This window comes from Nocardioides szechwanensis (genome assembly GCF_900103935.1).
Taxonomy (GTDB): Bacteria; Actinomycetota; Actinomycetes; order Propionibacteriales; family Nocardioidaceae; genus Nocardioides; species Nocardioides szechwanensis.
Genome location: NZ_FNIC01000001.1, coordinates 230,928 through 246,200 on the forward strand (window position 1 = coordinate 230,928; position 15,273 = coordinate 246,200).

Annotated in this window: 12 protein-coding genes; 7 read left to right on the top strand and 5 right to left on the bottom strand. The window is 71.7% G+C overall.

Annotated features, from left to right (window positions below):
- Positions 1-113 precede the first annotated feature (113 nt).
- The 5 genes from infB to BLR90_RS01145 all read left to right on the top strand — a co-directional run bounded on the left by infB (position 114) and on the right by BLR90_RS01145 (position 6,337).
- A complete protein-coding gene (gene infB, locus BLR90_RS01125) occupies positions 114-2,936 on the top strand; it encodes a translation initiation factor IF-2 (RefSeq protein ID WP_091021788.1) in 2,823 nt (940 codons plus the stop codon).
- 81 nt (positions 2,937-3,017) lie between these two features.
- Positions 3,018-3,494, top strand: coding sequence for a 30S ribosome-binding factor RbfA (gene rbfA, locus BLR90_RS01130; protein WP_091021790.1), 477 nt, complete (start codon positions 3,018-3,020; stop codon positions 3,492-3,494).
- Positions 3,491-4,357: a tRNA pseudouridine(55) synthase TruB gene (gene truB / locus BLR90_RS01135; protein ID WP_091021792.1), complete on the top strand. Its 867-nt coding sequence runs from the start codon at positions 3,491-3,493 to the stop codon at positions 4,355-4,357. The genes rbfA and truB overlap by 4 nt, the downstream gene beginning before the upstream one ends.
- A gap of 29 nt (positions 4,358-4,386) precedes the next feature.
- Positions 4,387-5,322, top strand: a complete 936-nt coding sequence (locus tag BLR90_RS01140; protein WP_091021794.1) for a bifunctional riboflavin kinase/FAD synthetase — start codon at positions 4,387-4,389, stop codon at positions 5,320-5,322.
- Position 5,323: 1 nt separating this feature from the next.
- Positions 5,324-6,337, top strand: coding sequence for a hypothetical protein (locus BLR90_RS01145; RefSeq protein WP_091021796.1), 1,014 nt, complete (start codon positions 5,324-5,326; stop codon positions 6,335-6,337).
- On the opposite strand, the gene BLR90_RS01150 is transcribed toward BLR90_RS01145, so the two are convergent.
- Genes BLR90_RS01150 through BLR90_RS01165 form a run of 4 tightly spaced genes read right to left on the bottom strand, consistent with a single transcriptional unit; the run spans position 6,334 to position 10,419 of the window.
- Positions 6,334-6,591, bottom strand: a complete 258-nt coding sequence (locus BLR90_RS01150) for an HPr family phosphocarrier protein (protein ID WP_091021799.1) — start codon at positions 6,589-6,591, stop codon at positions 6,334-6,336. The two genes, BLR90_RS01145 and BLR90_RS01150, sit on opposite strands and share 4 nt — an antisense overlap.
- 26 nt (positions 6,592-6,617) lie before the next feature.
- Positions 6,618-8,684: a PTS fructose transporter subunit IIABC gene (locus tag BLR90_RS01155; RefSeq protein WP_091021801.1), complete on the bottom strand. Its 2,067-nt coding sequence runs from the start codon at positions 8,682-8,684 to the stop codon at positions 6,618-6,620.
- 5 nt (positions 8,685-8,689) lie between these two features.
- A complete protein-coding gene (locus BLR90_RS01160; protein WP_091021802.1) occupies positions 8,690-9,649 on the bottom strand; it encodes a 1-phosphofructokinase family hexose kinase in 960 nt (319 codons plus the stop codon).
- Positions 9,646-10,419, bottom strand: coding sequence for a DeoR/GlpR family DNA-binding transcription regulator (locus tag BLR90_RS01165; protein ID WP_245715083.1), 774 nt, complete (start codon positions 10,417-10,419; stop codon positions 9,646-9,648). The genes BLR90_RS01160 and BLR90_RS01165 overlap by 4 nt, the downstream gene beginning before the upstream one ends.
- A gap of 93 nt (positions 10,420-10,512) precedes the next feature.
- On the opposite strand from BLR90_RS01165, the gene ptsP reads away from it, so the two are divergent.
- Positions 10,513-12,204, top strand: coding sequence for a phosphoenolpyruvate--protein phosphotransferase (ptsP, locus tag BLR90_RS01170; RefSeq protein WP_091023138.1), 1,692 nt, complete (start codon positions 10,513-10,515; stop codon positions 12,202-12,204).
- A 315-nt stretch (positions 12,205-12,519) separates the two neighbouring features.
- On the opposite strand, the gene BLR90_RS01180 is transcribed toward ptsP, so the two are convergent.
- Positions 12,520-14,676, bottom strand: a complete 2,157-nt coding sequence (locus tag BLR90_RS01180) for a molybdopterin-dependent oxidoreductase (RefSeq protein ID WP_245715084.1) — start codon at positions 14,674-14,676, stop codon at positions 12,520-12,522.
- Positions 14,677-14,848: 172 nt separating this feature from the next.
- Between BLR90_RS01180 and rpsO the strand changes: the two genes are divergently transcribed.
- Positions 14,849-15,124, top strand: coding sequence for a 30S ribosomal protein S15 (rpsO, locus tag BLR90_RS01185; protein ID WP_091021809.1), 276 nt, complete (start codon positions 14,849-14,851; stop codon positions 15,122-15,124).
- Positions 15,125-15,273: the final 149 nt, after the last annotated feature.

A 15,273-nucleotide genomic window follows, 5' to 3' on the forward strand; every position in this document is an offset into this window, starting at 1 on the left:
AGAAACTGGAGCAGCAGCTCATGAGCACTCGATGAGTAACTCCCGATGAGTTTGCAACACCACTAAAGGTCTCGCAGCACCGCATGACGCGGGTCGAGGCCAGAAGGAGAAACGTGGCTAAGACCCGAGTACACGAACTCGCGAAAGAGTTCGGCGTCGAGAGCAAGTTCGTTCTCGAGAAGTTCAAGGAGATGGGTGAGTTCGTCAAGTCGGCGAGCTCCACTGTCGAGCTCCCCGCGGAGATGCGTTTCCGCAAGGAGGTAGGCGAGTCGCTCAAGGCCGCCGCCCCTGCCGCTCCCGCCGAGGAGAAGGCAGCCCCCAAGCCGCCCCCGCGCAAGCCCGGCCCGGCCAAGAAGGCCGCTGCGCCCGAGGAGACCGCTCCCGAGCCGGCCCCCGAGCCCACGCCTGCCCCGGTCGTCGAGGAGGCACCTGCGGCTCCCGCCGAGCCCGCCGCCCCCGCCGAGCCCGAGGCCCCTGCCGCCGCGTCCGCCGACGCGGCCGCTCCCGCACGCCCGAAGGCGCCGTCCCCGACGCCGCGTCCCGTCGGCAAGCCCAGCGGTACGCCGCGTCCGGGCAACAACCCGTTCTCGTCCAGCCAGGGCATGGGCCGGCGCCCGGCCCCGCCGAAGACGGACCCGGCCGCCGACGAGGTGCCCGGGGACAGCCGCGACACCCGCGACGCCCGTCCGCCCCGTCCCGCCGCCGCGCGCGACGGTGGTGCCCCGGCTCGTCCCGGTATGCCGCGCCCCAACCCGGCGATGATGCCCAAGTCTCCCTCCACCTTCGGTGGCCCCGGTCGCGGTGGCCCCGGCGGTCCCGGTCGCGGTGGCCCCGGTGGGGCTCCCGGTCGCGGTGGCCCCCCCGGTGCCCCCGGTCGCGGTGGCCCCGGTGGTGCTCCGGGCCGTGGCGCCCCCGCTGGTGCGGGTGCTCCCGGCGGTCGTCCCGGTGGTTTCGGCCCCAGTGGCGGCGGTCGTCCCGGTGGCGGCAACCGTCCCGGCCAGCGTGGCCAGACCCAGGGTGCCTTCGGTCGCCCCGGTGGCCCGTCGCGCCGTGGTCGCAAGTCGAAGCGGGCACGTCGCCAGGAGTTCGAGGCCATGGAGGCTCCGACCCTGGGCGGCATGCGTGTCCGCAAGGGCAACGGCGAGACCGTGCGTCTCGCCCGTGGTGCCTCGCTGACCGACTTCGCCGACAAGGTGGGCGTCGACGCGGCACAGCTCGTGCAGATGCTCTTCCACCTCGGTGAGATGGTCACCGCGACCGAGTCGGTCAACGACGCGACGCTCGAGCTGCTCGGCGAGGAGCTCAACTACACCGTCGAGGTCGTCTCGCCCGAGGACGAGGACCGCGAGCTGCTCGAGTCCTTCGACCTGGAGTTCGGCACCGACGAGGGCGACGAGAGCGATCTCGTCATCCGTCCGCCGGTCGTCACGGTCATGGGTCACGTCGACCACGGAAAGACCAAGCTCCTCGACGCGCTCCGCAACGCCAACGTGGCCGGCAAGGAGGCCGGTGGCATCACGCAGCACATCGGTGCCTACCAGGTCTCCACCGAGGTCGACGGCAACGAGCGCCGGATCACCCTGATCGACACCCCCGGTCACGAGGCGTTCACCGCCATGCGTGCCCGTGGTGCCCAGGCGACCGACATCGCGATCCTCGTGGTGGCGGCCGACGACGGCGTCATGCCGCAGACGGTGGAGGCGCTCAACCACGCCCGCGCCGCCGGCGTCCCGATCGTGGTGGCGGTCAACAAGATCGACAAGCCCGACGCCGACCCGACGAAGGTCCGCGGCCAGCTGACCGAGTACGGCCTGATCCCCGAGGAGTACGGCGGCGACTCGATGTTCGTCGACGTCTCGGCCAAGTCGGAGCTCAACCTCGACAAGCTGCTCGAGGCTGTCGTCCTGACCGCCGACGCGTCCCTGGACCTGCGGGCCAACCCCAACCAGGACGCCCAGGGTCTGGTCGTCGAGGCGCACCTCGACCGTGGCCGCGGCCCGGTCGCGACCGTCCTCGTCCAGCGCGGAACACTCCGGGTCGGAGACTCGATCGTGGCGGGCGCCGGCTACGGCCGCGTGCGCGCCATGCTCGACGAGCACGGTGACAACATCGAGGTCGCCGACCCGTCGCGTCCCGCGATGGTCCTCGGTCTCACCGCGGTGCCTGGCGCAGGCCAGAACTTCATCGTGGTCGAGGACGACCGGATGGCCCGACAGATCGCCGAGAAGCGTGAGGCGCGCGAGCGTGCCGCCATGCAGGCCAAGCGTCGCGTCCGCCGCACCCTCGAGGACTTCATGGCCTCCATGGAGAAGGGCGAGAGCCAGGAGCTCAACCTCATCCTCAAGGGCGACGTGTCCGGCTCGGTCGAGGCTCTCGAGGACGCCCTCGCGCAGATCGACGTCGGCGACGAGGTCAGCCTGCGGGTCATCGACCGCGGTGTCGGTGCGATCACCGAGACCAACGTCGACCTCGCGGCCGCGTCCGACGCCATCATCATCGGCTTCAACGTCCGGCCCCAGGGCAAGGCAGGCCAGATGGCGGACAAGGAAGGCGTGGAGATCCGGTACTACTCGGTCATCTACAACGCCATCGAGGAGATCGAGGCAGCGCTCAAGGGCATGCTCAAGCCGGTCTACGAGGAGTCGACCCTGGGCCAGGCGGAGATCCGTGCGATCTTCCGCTCGTCGAAGCTCGGCAACATCGCGGGCTGCATGGTCACCTCGGGTGTCATCCGCCGCAACGCCAAGGTCCGCATCCTGCGCGACAGCAAGGTGATCGCCGACAACCTCGACCTGGGCTCGCTCAAGCGCGAGAAGGACGACGCCTCCGAGGTCCGCGAGGGCTTCGAGTGCGGTCTGGTGGTCAAGAACTTCCAGGACATCAAGGAAGGCGATGTCGTGGAGGCCTTCGAGATGCGCGAGATCGCCCGCACCTGATCCACACCGTCGAGTCGGCGCAGATCTCCCCAGGAGATCTGCGCCGACTCGGCACATTTCGCATTTGAGAGAGTAGGAAGCATGACCAGCCCACGCGTGCGCAAGATCGCCGACCGGATCCACGTGGTCGTGGCCGAGATGCTGGAGCGACGGATCAAGGACCCGCGGCTCGGGTTCGTGACCCTCACCGACGTCCGGCTCACCGGCGACGGGCAGCAGGCGACGCTCTTCTACACCGTTCTGGGCGGCGAGGAGGAGCGGGCCAACACCGCCGCGGGGCTCGAGTCGGCCAAGGGCGTGCTGCGCTCCGAGGTGGCCAAGCAGCTCGGCACCCGCACCGCACCGACGCTGACGTTCATCCACGACGCCCTCCCCGAGGAGGCGCGCGCGCTCGACGAGGTGCTCGCCCGGGCCCGCGCCGCCGACGAGGCCGTGGCGGCGCTGCGCGGCACGACGTACGCCGGCGAGGCCGACCCGTACAAGAAGCCCCGTGAGGACGAGGTCGGCGACGACGCTGACGTCGACGCCGAGCTCGACGAGGACGACGCCCCGAAGTGACGACCGAGTCCGGTCTCGTCGTCGTCGACAAGGCCCCGGGCATGACGTCGCACGACGTCGTCGCGCGCGTACGCCGGCTCGCCGGCACCCGCAAGGTCGGTCACGCCGGCACGCTGGACCCGATGGCCACCGGCGTGCTGGTGCTCGGGATCAACCGGGCCACGCGCCTGCTCGGCCACCTGATGCTGACCGAGAAGGGCTACGACGCCACGGTCCGGCTCGGGGTCGCGACCACGACCGACGACGCCGAGGGTGAGGTCGTCTCCACCGCGTCCACGGCCGGCGTGACCGAGGACGCCGTGCGCGCCGCGCTGGCGACGTTCGTCGGTGACATCGAGCAGGTGCCGACCGCGGTGTCGGCGATCAAGGTCGACGGCAAGCGCGCCTACCAGCGGGTGCGTGACGGCGAGCAGGTCGAGCTGAAGGCGCGGCCGGTCACCATCCACGAGCTGAGCGTCGGGGAGGTCCGCCTCGGCGACGACCATGTCGACGTCGACGTCTCCCTGCGCTGCTCGAGCGGCACCTACGTCCGGGCCATCGCTCGCGACACCGGCGCGCTGCTCGGCGTCGGCGGCCACCTCACCGCGCTGCGCCGTACGGCGGTCGGGGAGTTCGACCTGGCCGCCGCCGCCACCCTGGACGGGCTGTCCGACGAGTTCCGGCTGGTGCCCATCGCCGAGGCCGCCCGGGCGAGCTTCCCGGGCGTCGACCTCGACGACGCGCAGGCCGCCGACGTCCGCTTCGGCCGCGCCCTTGACCTCGACCTGGACGGCCTCACGGCGGTCTTCGCGCCCGACGGCACGTTCCTCGCGCTCTACGAACCGAAGGCCGGCACCGCCCGAGCCGCGGCGGTCTTCGTCTGATCCCGCGGGCACGCCGATAGGGTCGGGGAGTGCAGATCTGGCGCTCCCTCGACGAGATCCCCGACGACCTCGGTCCCACCGCAGTCGTCATCGGCAACTTCGACGGCGTCCACCTCGGCCACCAGCGGGTGCTGGCCCGTACGCGGACCCTCGCCGACGAGCAGGACCTGACCCTCGTCGCGGTGACCTTCGACCCCCACCCGATGGCTGTGCTGCGGCCCGAGCACGCGCCCTCGATGCTCACGACCGTCGAGCGCCGCGCCGAGCTGCTGGCCGAACGAGGTGCCGACGCCATGCTGGCGCTGCCGTTCGACCTGTCCGTCGCCGCGTGGCCGCCGGAGGAGTTCGTGCAGCGGGTGCTGGTCGGCGCCCTCGGTGCCGCGGTCGTGGTCGTGGGCGCCAACTTCCGCTTCGGCAGCCGCGCCGCCGGCGACGCCCGCACCCTGGCCGAGCTGGGGGAGACCCACGGCTTCGCCGCGGAGGGCATCGCGCTCGACGCCGGGCCGATGGTGTGGTCGTCCACCTATGTGCGCACCTGTCTGGCCACCGGCGACGTCGCCGGCGCCGCCGAGGCGCTGGGGCACCCCTACGCGCTGCGCGGTGTCGTCGTACGGGGGGACCAGCGCGGCCGCGAGCTCGGCTTCCCCACCGCCAACGTGCCCGCCAACGGGCTCACCGCCGCACCCGCCGACGGCGTCTACGCCGGTCGGCTGCGCCGCCTCGACACCGGCGAGACCTACCCCGCGGCGATCAGCGTCGGCACCAACCCGACCTTCGACGGCGTGCGCGAGCGCCGGGTCGAGAGCTATGTCCTCGACCGCACCGACCTCGAGCTGTACGGCGTCGAGGTGGAGGTGTCCTTCGTCGACCGGCTGCGCGGCATGGTCGCCTTCGAGTCCGTCGAGAAGCTGGTGGAGCAGATGGACGACGACGTACGACGTGCGCGCGAGATCGTGGGCGGCTGACGTGTCGCACCACGCACCCGCCGGTGACCCGATCGCCGCGACCGACGCGTGGTTCCTGACCCACGGGCTCACCTACTTCGTGCCCGAGAAGCGAGCGTCGGTGCGCGCGGCACTGCGGCCGCGGCGGATCGTGCCGTTGCTCGCGGTGACGGTCCTGGGCGCAGCGGCGGTGGCTGTGACTCTCTCGCTGGTCGTCGACGGCGAGAGCTATCTCCCCGCCACGCTCTGGACGCTCTTCGGGGTGGTGGCCGCCTGGTACGCGCTCACGGCGCTGGAGGCTGGTTCGATCGTCTCCTGGGCGCTGGCCCGCACGTTCGGCAGCCTGCGCACCCTGCTGCCCATGATGACCCGGGCGCTGCCGATGCTGCTGGTCTTCGTGACCTTCCTCTTCATCAACGCGGAGGTCTGGGAGGTGGCGTCGTGGCTCGGCACCGGGGAGCTCTGGCTCGTCGCGCTGCTCTTCGGCACCCTGGCCGGGGCGTTCCTCCTGGTGCGCCTGCCCGAGGAGGTCGACCGGACCGACGACCACGTCGACGAGGCGCTGCTGCTGCAGTCGACCGCCGGGACCCCGCTGGAGAGCCTGACGCGGGATCTGGTCGACGACCCCGACGCCGACCCGGCGTCGTACGCCGAGGTGGGTGGCTACGAGCGCTGGAACCTGATCCTGGTGCTGGTGGTCATCCAGGCCACTCAGGTGCTGCTGCTGGCGGTCACGGTCTTCGGCTTCTTCATGCTGTTCGGGTCGTTGATCATGGACCCGCACATCGTCGAGAACTGGACCGGTGGCCCGCCCGACAGCATCCCTCACCTGGACCACGTCTCGGCCGAGCTGGTCAGGGTGTCGGTGTTCCTGGCGGCGTTCTCGAGCCTCTACCTCACCGTCTCCACGGTCACCGACGAGACCTACCGCGAGCAGTTCTTCGGCAGTGTGATGCGTGAGATGGAACGAGCCGTCGGCGTGCGCGCGGTCTATCTCGCGCTGCGCGACCGACGGCCCGTCCCAGAGGTCGACTAGGCGTCGAGGTCCTTCTCGACCAGCGCCACGATCACGTCGACGTCGGCCTCGTTGTCGCCGGAGACCTCCACGGTGTCGCCGTTGCCGGCGCCCAGGGTCATCAGCAGCAGCGCCGAGCTCGCGTCGACCGGCTCGTCACCGGGGATGCCGATCAGGACCTCGGAGCCGAGCTCGTCGGCGGCCTCGGAGATGATCGCGGCGGGGCGGGCGTGCAGGCCGACGGCGGAGCCGACTTTGACGGACTTGGTGGGCATGGTTCTCCTTCGTTGGGCGGGGTGGTTCAGACGGTGGCGAGGTCGGTCTTGGGGGTGCCGATGGACTTCAGGGCGATGACCGCAGCTGCCCCGACCAGGACGCCGGCGACGAGCGCGATCATGAACCCGAGCACGCCGTCCACCGCGAACAGTACGAAGATGCCGCCGTGCGGTGCGCGGACGCTGACCTCGAACGCCTGGGACAGGCCGCCCGTGACCGCACTACCGAGCATGATGGCGGGGATGACCCGCAACGGGTCGGCCGCGGCGAACGGGATCGCGCCCTCGGTGATGAAGGACGCCCCCAGCGCCCAGCCGGCCTTGCCGTTCTCGCGCTCGGGGATGGTGAACAGGCCCGGGCGGACGACGGTGGCGAGCGCCAGGGCGATCGGCGGCACCATGCCCGCCAACATCACGGACGCCATGATCTTGAGCTCGGGCGCGTCGGCGGCCAGCGAGGCACCGCCCACGCCGACGGCGGCGAAGCTGTAGGCGACCTTGTTGAGCGGGCCGCCCATGTCGAAGGCCATCATCAGGCCGAGGATCACGCCGAGGATGATGGCGCTGCTGCCGGTCATCGAGTTGAGGCCGTCGGTGAGCTGGGTCATCAGCCAGTTGATCGGCTTGCCGAGCACCACGATCATCAGGAGTCCGGCGATGATCGCCGTCAGGAGCGGGATGACCAGGACCGGCATCAGGCCGCGGGCCCAGGTGGGCACCTTCCAGCCGGCGATCCAGTGCGCGATCACACCGGCGAGCACGCCGCCGACGATGGCGCCGAGGAAGCCGGTCGCCGGGAAGGCGACGCCCTCGGGGTCGGCGACGTTGAACAGGTTGGCGGCCAGGCCACCCATGACGAAGCCGGGCGCGATGCCCGGGCGGTCGGCGATCGCATAGGCGATGTAGCCGGCGAACGCCGGGATGAACAGCGCGAACGCGGTCTTGCCGATGATGAAGAAAAGGGCGCCGAGGTAGGCCATCAGTCCGGAGCCGAACAGGGCGTGCTCGAGGCCGAGGGCCTCGGGGTCGGGCAGGTCGAAGATCGTGTTGTTGACCGCGATGTCGCCGTACGGGCCGACGATCTCGTAGCCGCCGAGCAGGAACGAGAGCGCGATCAGCAGACCGCCCGCGGCGACGAACGGGATCATGTAGGAGACGCCGGTCATGAGCACGCGACGGGTGCGTCCGCCCCAGCTCTCGTTGGCGCCGCCGCCCTCGCCGGCGGTGACGGTGCCCTCGACGCGGGGAGCGTTGGGGTCGTCGGCGTAGCGGAGGGCCTCGGCGATCATCTTGTCGCCCTCGTCGATCGGGCGCTTCACGCCGGAGGAGACGACCGGCTTGCCGGCGAACCGGCCCCGGTCGCGTACGCCGACGTCGACGGCGAAGATCACCGCGTCTGCCGCGGCGATGGTGGCGGGCGCGAGCGGCGTCGAGCCGGCGGAGCCCTGGGTCTCGACCTGGATGTCGACCCCGGCCCGCTCGGCGGCCGCCTCGAGTGCCTCGGCGGCCATGTAGGTGTGGGCGATGCCGGTCGGGCAGGCGGTGACCGCGACGAGGGCACGTCGGCGCTCCGGTGCGGGTGCGGAGGACCCGGCGGCGGCCGCGGGCGCTGCGGGGGCCGCGGCCTTGGGCGCGGGTGCCGGGGCGTCGACGACCTCGGCCACGAGCGCCACGACCTCCTCGGGCGTCGCGGCCTCGCGCAGGCCGTCGGTGAACGCCGGCTTCACCAGGGCGCGGGCCAGCTTGGTGAGGATCTGCAGGTGGGTGTTGTCGCCACCGGCAGGCGCCGCGATCAGGAAGGCCAGGTCGGCCGGACCGTCCTTGGCGCCGAAGTCGACCTTGGGCTGGAGCCGCGCGAACACCAGGGTCGGGACGTCCACCCCGGTGGTACGGCAGTGGGGGATGGCGATGCCGTCCTTGAGGCCGGTGGGCGACTTCTCCTCACGGGCGAGGGCGTCGGCGACGATCGCGTCGACGTCGACGGCGCGGTCGGCCTGGGCGACGACGCCGGCCAGGGCGCGGATCACCTCGGTCTTGTCTGAGCCCAGGTCCGCGTCGAGGCGGACCAGGTCGGTGGTGATCAGGGCGTTCATGGGGTTCATCCTCGGTGGGCTAGAAGGACCTCGCGAACCTGCACGAGGCTCGGGTGGACCTGGGAGGGGCGGGGAATGGTCGTGCCGGGCAACCCGGCTGCCGCGCTGCCGTAGGCCACGGCAAGAGCGAGTCGTTGGTCGGGGGGCAGGTGCTGCAGGTCCCCGAGGAGGTAGCCGAAGAGGCTGGAGTCACCCGCGCCGACGGTGCTGACCACCGTGGTGGGCGGGGGAGTGGCGTGCCAGGCGCCGGCGGCGTTGACGAGCACCGCGCCGTGGGGCCCGAGGGTCACGAGCACCTCGTCGACACCGGCGGCGACCAGCGAGGTCGCGGCCGCGGCGGCGGCGGCCGGGTCGGCCTCGAGGGCTACCGGGTCGTCTCCGGTGAAGGAGGCGAGCTCCTCGCCGTTGGGCTTCATCAGGTGCGGTGCGCCGTGGGCCAGCCGGTCGACCAGCGACCGCAGAGGTGCGTCGCTGGTGTCGACGGCCACGCGGGCCCGGCCGCGGCGCAGGGTGGCCACGAGATCGGCGTACCACTCGTCGGGTGCGCCCGGCGGCAGCGAGCCGGCCAGGACCACCCAGTCGGCGCTGGCGGCCTGTCGCGCGACGGCCTCGGCCAGGTCGGCCAGGTCGCCGGAGGTGACGGTGGGGCCCGGACTGTTGAGCTTGGTGGTCGTGCCGTCGGGCTCGCTGATCGTGATGTTGACGCGCATCGCGCCGGCCGGGCGGACGGCCTCGCTCGGGATTCCGGCGGTCCGCAGCTCGACGACGAACGGGTCGTCGTGCTCGGCGGGGAGCACGGCGAGCGTCGGGACCTCGGCCTTCATCGCGGCCCGCGAGATGTTGACCCCCTTGCCACCGGCCTGCGACGTGACCGTCTCGGCCCGCTGGACCGCGCCACGGCGCAGCTTGCCGGCCAACGTCACCGTGCGGTCGATGCTGGGGTTGGGCGTGAGGGTGACGATCATGCGATCACGACCTCGACGTCGGCGCGCTCCAGCGCGGTGCGGATGTCATCGGGGATGCCGGCATCTGTGACCAACGTGTCGACGTCGTCGAGGGTGGCGAAGCGGACGGCGAGCTCGCGGCCCAGCTTGCTCGAGTCGGCCAGTACGACGACCCGTTGCGACGCCCGCACGAGCGCCCGCTTGGTGGCCGCCTCGTCGCGGTCGGGGGTGGTCAGGCCGTGGTCGACCGAGAGCCCGTTGGTGCCGAGGAACACGAGGTCGGCGCGCAGGTCGTCGAGGGCGGCCACGGTGTCGGCGCCGACCGCGGCCTGCGTCGTGGAGCGCACGCGCCCGGGCAGCAGGTGCAGCTCGACCTGGGGGTAGGACACCAGCCGGGCCGCGATCGGGACGGCGTGGGTCACGACCGTGAGCCGGTGGTCGCGGGGCAGGTGGCTCAGCACGCGGATCGTCGTACTGCCCGCGTCGAAGAGCACGGTGCCGCCCGAGCTGGGGAGCAGGGCAACGGCCGCGCGGGCGATCCGGTCCTTGTTCTCGGTGTTGGCGGCGTCGCGCTCACCGAGCCCGGACTCGATCGCGGCCAGCGCGCCGGCCGGCACCGCCCCGCCGTGGACGCGGTGCACCAGGCCCAGCCGCTCCAGCGCGGTCAGGTCGCGCCGGACGGTCTCGGTGGTGACGGCGTACTCCTCGGCCAGTGCGTTGACCGACAGCCGGCCGCGTGCGGCCACCAGCTGGGCGATCGCCTGCTGGCGCTCCTCGGCGTACATTGTCATCAGGCCCGGGCCTCCTTCACTCGCGTCTTTGTATATGTTGTTTTACGTCTGTTTCTGTTGACTGTCAAGCATTCGAGCGTTTTACTTGTGAGCATGCTCACCGACTCACTCTCCTCCCAGGCGACCCTCTCTGGAACCCCCGTCGTGCCCGGTCTGGCGTTCGGTCCAGCCCTCGTGGTGCGAGCTGAGATCTCGCCCGAGGCGGTCCGGCGGTTCGGCGACGGAGGCTTCGCCGACGAGGACGCGGCGCTGGCGGCGTACGACGCGGCGGTCGACACCGTCGCCCACGGTTTCACCACGAAGGCGCAGGCGGCCTCGGGCGCCGCGACCGAGGTGCTGACCGCCAGCGCCGGGCTGGTGCGCGACAAGGGACTGCGCGGCGCGGTGCGCAAGTCGCTGCGTGGGGGACAGCCGCTGCTGGAGTCGGTGCACGCCGCCGTGGAGCAGTTCGTCGTCGTGTTCACGTCCATGGGTGGGCTGATGGCCGAGCGCGCGACGGACCTGCGCGACATCGAGCGCCGTCTGGTCGCCCGCCTGGTCGGTGAGGCCGAGCCCGGCGTGCCCGACCCCGACCACCCGTCCGTGGTCGTCGCCGAGGACCTCGCGCCGGCCGACACCGCCGGGCTGGACCCGAAGGTCGTGCTCGCGCTCGTCACCGAGCGCGGTGGGCCGACCAGCCACACCGCGATCATCGCCCGCCAGCTCGGCATCCCGTGCGTGGTCGGCACCCATGGGGTGATGGACGTCGAGGCCGGCACCCCGATGCTGGTCGACGGCAGGGCGGGCACCGTGCTGCTCAACCCCGACGCCGCCGAGGCCCAGCGCCTCGTCGCGGCCGACCTGAAGGCCCGCGCCGCGCTGTCGTCGTGGATCGGGCCGGGACGCACGGCCAACGGCCTGCCCGTCAAGCTGCTCGCCAACGTGGCCGACGGCCCGTCGTCGTTGTCCTCCTCCGAGGCGCCCGTCGAGGGCGTGGGCCTGTTCCGCACCGAGCTCTGCTTCCTCAACCGGGCCGAGGAGCCGTCGGTCGAGGAGCAGGCCGACATCTACGCCGCGGTCCTCGAGCCCTTCAAGGGCAAGGGCTACGTCGTCGTCCGCACCCTCGACGCCGGCAGCGACAAGCCGGTCGCGTTCGCGACCCACGAGGGTGAGGAGAACCCCGCGCTCGGCGTCCGCGGGCTGCGGCTCTCCTTCGACAACCCCGGTCTCCTCGAGCGCCAGCTCGACGCGATCGCACTGGCGGCCGAGCGCACCGGGACCGAGACGTGGGTGATGGCGCCGATGGTCGCGACCGTCGCCGAGGCGCGTGAGTTCGCCGACTCCGTGCGCAACCGAGGGCTGAAGGCCGGCGTCATGGTCGAGGTGCCCAGCGCCGCGCTGCTCGCGCCGCGGATGCTGGAGGTCGTCGACTTCCTCTCCATCGGCACCAACGACCTGACGCAGTACACGATGGCCGCCGACCGGATGGCCACCGACCTGGCCCACCTCACCGACCCCTGGCAGCCGGCCGTGCTCCAGCTGATCGCGATCACTGCCGAGGCCGGGCGTCACGCCGGCAAGCCCGTCGGGGTCTGCGGCGAGGCTGCCGCCGACCCGCTGCTCGCCTGCGCCCTGGTGGGCATGGGCGTCACGTCGCTGTCGATGGCGGCCGCCGCCGTACGACCGGTCGGCGCCCGCCTGGCCTCGACCACCTTCGAGCAGTGCGAGGACGTGGCCGAGGCCGCCCTCGGCGCCGATGACCCCGCCGCCGGTCGCGCTGCGGTGCTGGCGCTGCTGGCCGGCTGAGCCGGGAGGTTCCGGACCTTTCGCCGTCGTTCCGGGGAGTTGCAACCCCCCGGAACGACGGGGATTTCAGCAGCTGCTGAGATCCGCCGCGCCTACGCCCGCAGCCAGGCGAGCACCGCCCGAACCCGGCGGTGGTCGTCGCCGGCGACGGGGAGGTCGAGCTTGGTGAAGATGCTGTTGATGTGCTCGGCGACGGCCTTCTCGGCCGGCCGCCCTGGTGCTGCTCGGCGACCGCGCCTGGTGGCCCCGGCGACCCGTGACGCCGCGCGGCGTCGAGGTCGAGGTCGAGGATCCGGCGTACGAGCTGGCGACGCGCTAGTGGACAGGCGCCGCACTCACCGTGACGGGTACGCCGTTGAGCGCGGCGTTGCCGGACACGTCGAGACGTTCGGGGTCGGTGAGGTCGTTGATCGAGACCCCGGGCACCCCCTGGGCGTGCGCCAGACGGGTGCCGGCGACCTGGTGGCCGTAGCCGTGGGGGAGCGAGACGACGCCCGGCATCATGTCGTCGACCCCGGTGGCCTCGACCTCGACGGAGCCCACGCGCGAGGTGACCGTGACCCGGGCGCCGTCGGTGAGGCCGCGGGCGGCGAGGTCGTCGGGGTGCATGAGCAGGTGGTGACGCGGCTTGCCGCGGGTGAGCCGGGGGGTGTTGTGCATCCAGGAGTTGCAGTCCTGCTTGTGCCGGCGGCCGATCAGCAGCAGCTCGTCGGCACCGGCCGAGGACCCCGACGCCAGCGAGGTGCGGAGCCGGTCGAAGTCACCGACGACCAGCGCCGGGGCGAGGTCAATCCGCTTGTCCTTGGTCTGGAGCCGCTCGGGCATGGTCGGGCGCAGCGGCCCGAGGTCGACGCCGGCCGGGTTGGCCCGCAGCCGACGCATCGACACCTTGCGCCCGGTGGCGAGCAGGCCGGTGAGCACGACGGCCGGTGACGCGGTCATCCGCGCCCGCGCGATCACTCGCGCCCGCAGCGGCGCGAAGGTGTCGAGCCGCTTCTGCAGCCGGGACGCCAGGGCGCCGAAGATCTGCCAGTCGTGGCGCTGGTCGTCGTCCTTGGCGAACACGGCCGGGGTGTAGCGCGAGGTGTTGCGCACCGCCAGGTTGTGGAAGACGAGGTCGTACTGGTCGCGCTCCAGCGCCGAGGTCGGCGGCAGGATCACGTCGGCGTGGCGCGTGGTCTCGTTGAGGTAGATGTCGACGGCCACCATGAAGTCGAGCCCCTCGAACGCCCGGGCGAGGCTCCGGCCGTCGGGCGTCGACAGGACCGGGTTTCCGGCCATCGTGACCATCGCGCGGATCTGGCCCTCGCCGGGCGTCTCGATCTCCTCGCGCAGCGTCGACACGGGCAGCTCGCCGGCGAACTCCGGGATGTCGCGCACCCGGCTGCGCCAGACGTCGAAGTGGCCCGGCCCGATCACGCGGCGCCCGACGATGTCGACCGCCGGCTCGGGGAACAGCACGCCGCCCTCGCGGTCGAAGTTGCCGGTGAGCAGGTTGAGGCACTGGATCGCCCACTGGCAGATCGAGCCGAAGCCGTGGGTCGAGACACCGATCCGGCCGTACGCCGCCGCGCCGTCGGCGGCCGCGAAGTCGCGCGTGAGCTGGCGGATGACGTCGGCGGGCACGCCGCTCACGGGCTCGGCGCGCTCGGGGATGAACTCTCGGACCAGCTCCTCGACGCGCGCCACGTTGTCGACGTACGACGGCGGCGTGGTCAGGCCCTCTTCGAACAGCACGTGCAGCATCGCCAGGAGGACCACCGCGTCGGTGCCCGGGCGGACGAAGTGGTGGGCGGAGGCCACCTTGGCGGTCTCGGTGCGGCGCGGGTCGATGACCACCACCTGGCCGCCGCGCGCCTTGAGGTCACGCAGCCGCTGCGGGAAGTCGGGCGCCGTCATCAGCGACCCGTTGGACGCCATCGGGTTGGCGCCGAAGACCAGGAAGAAGGAGGTGCGGTCGAGGTCGGGCACCGGCAGCAGCAGCTGGTGGCCGTAGAGCTGCCAGCCGATGAGCTGGTGCGGGATCTGGTCGACCGAGGAGGCACTGAACCGGTTGCGGGTGCGCAGCGACTTCACGAACGCCGTGCCGTGGGTCGCCGAGCCGAGCGAGTGGGCACTCGGGTTGCCGAGGTAGACGCCGACGGCATTGCGGCCGTGCTCGGTGATCGTGGCGGCGAGCCGGTCGGCCACCAGGTCGTAGGCCTCGTCCCAGCCCATCTCCACCCACTCGTCGCCGACCCGCCGGATCGGGCGGCGCAGCCGGTCGGGGTCGGTGTAGACGTCGGCCATCGACACGCCCTTGGGGCAGATGTAGCCGCGGGACAGCGGGTCGGCCTCGTTACCCCGGATCGAGGTCACCGTGCCCCGCTCGATGGTCAGCTCGAGGCCACAGATCGCCTCGCACAGGTTGCACGCCGCGAGGCGGGTGCCGGAGAAGTCGGACGCGACGGGTGACTCGGTCAGGATGCCCACGTCCCGCATCGTGCCACGTCGAGCGCCGCATTTTTGGGCCTGATCGGCCCGCGCGATACGCTTCCTCGGTTGCCCTAGGGCGACACCCCTGCCGTGAAACGGCCGCGGAACGAGAGTGCCCGGGTGAACAGGCCCCGGCGCGCCGCGCAACGAGTGAACCAGAAGGAGCCGCATGTCGATCGGAACCGACGCAGCGACCAAGAAGAAGATCATGGCCGAGTACGCCACGACCGACGGCGACACCGGTTCGCCGGAGGTGCAGATCGCGTTGCTCAGCTACCGCATCGCGCACCTCACCGACCACCTCAAGCAGCACAAGCACGACCACCACAGCCGTCGTGGTCTGCTGCTGCTGGTCGGGCAGCGTCGCCGCCTGCTCAACTACCTGCGCAAGACCGAGATCGAGCGCTACCGCTCGATCGTCGAGCGCCTCGGACTGCGCCGCTGACATCGTTGGGACTCACCGTCAGGTGGGTCCCAACGCTGCATTGCAGGCAGTACGCAACGCAAGATCAGAACGCCACAACTGAACAACACCATCTCAGGAGCGATCCGCGCCACCGCAGGCCCGGTCCTCGGTAGTGATCTTCAGGAGCC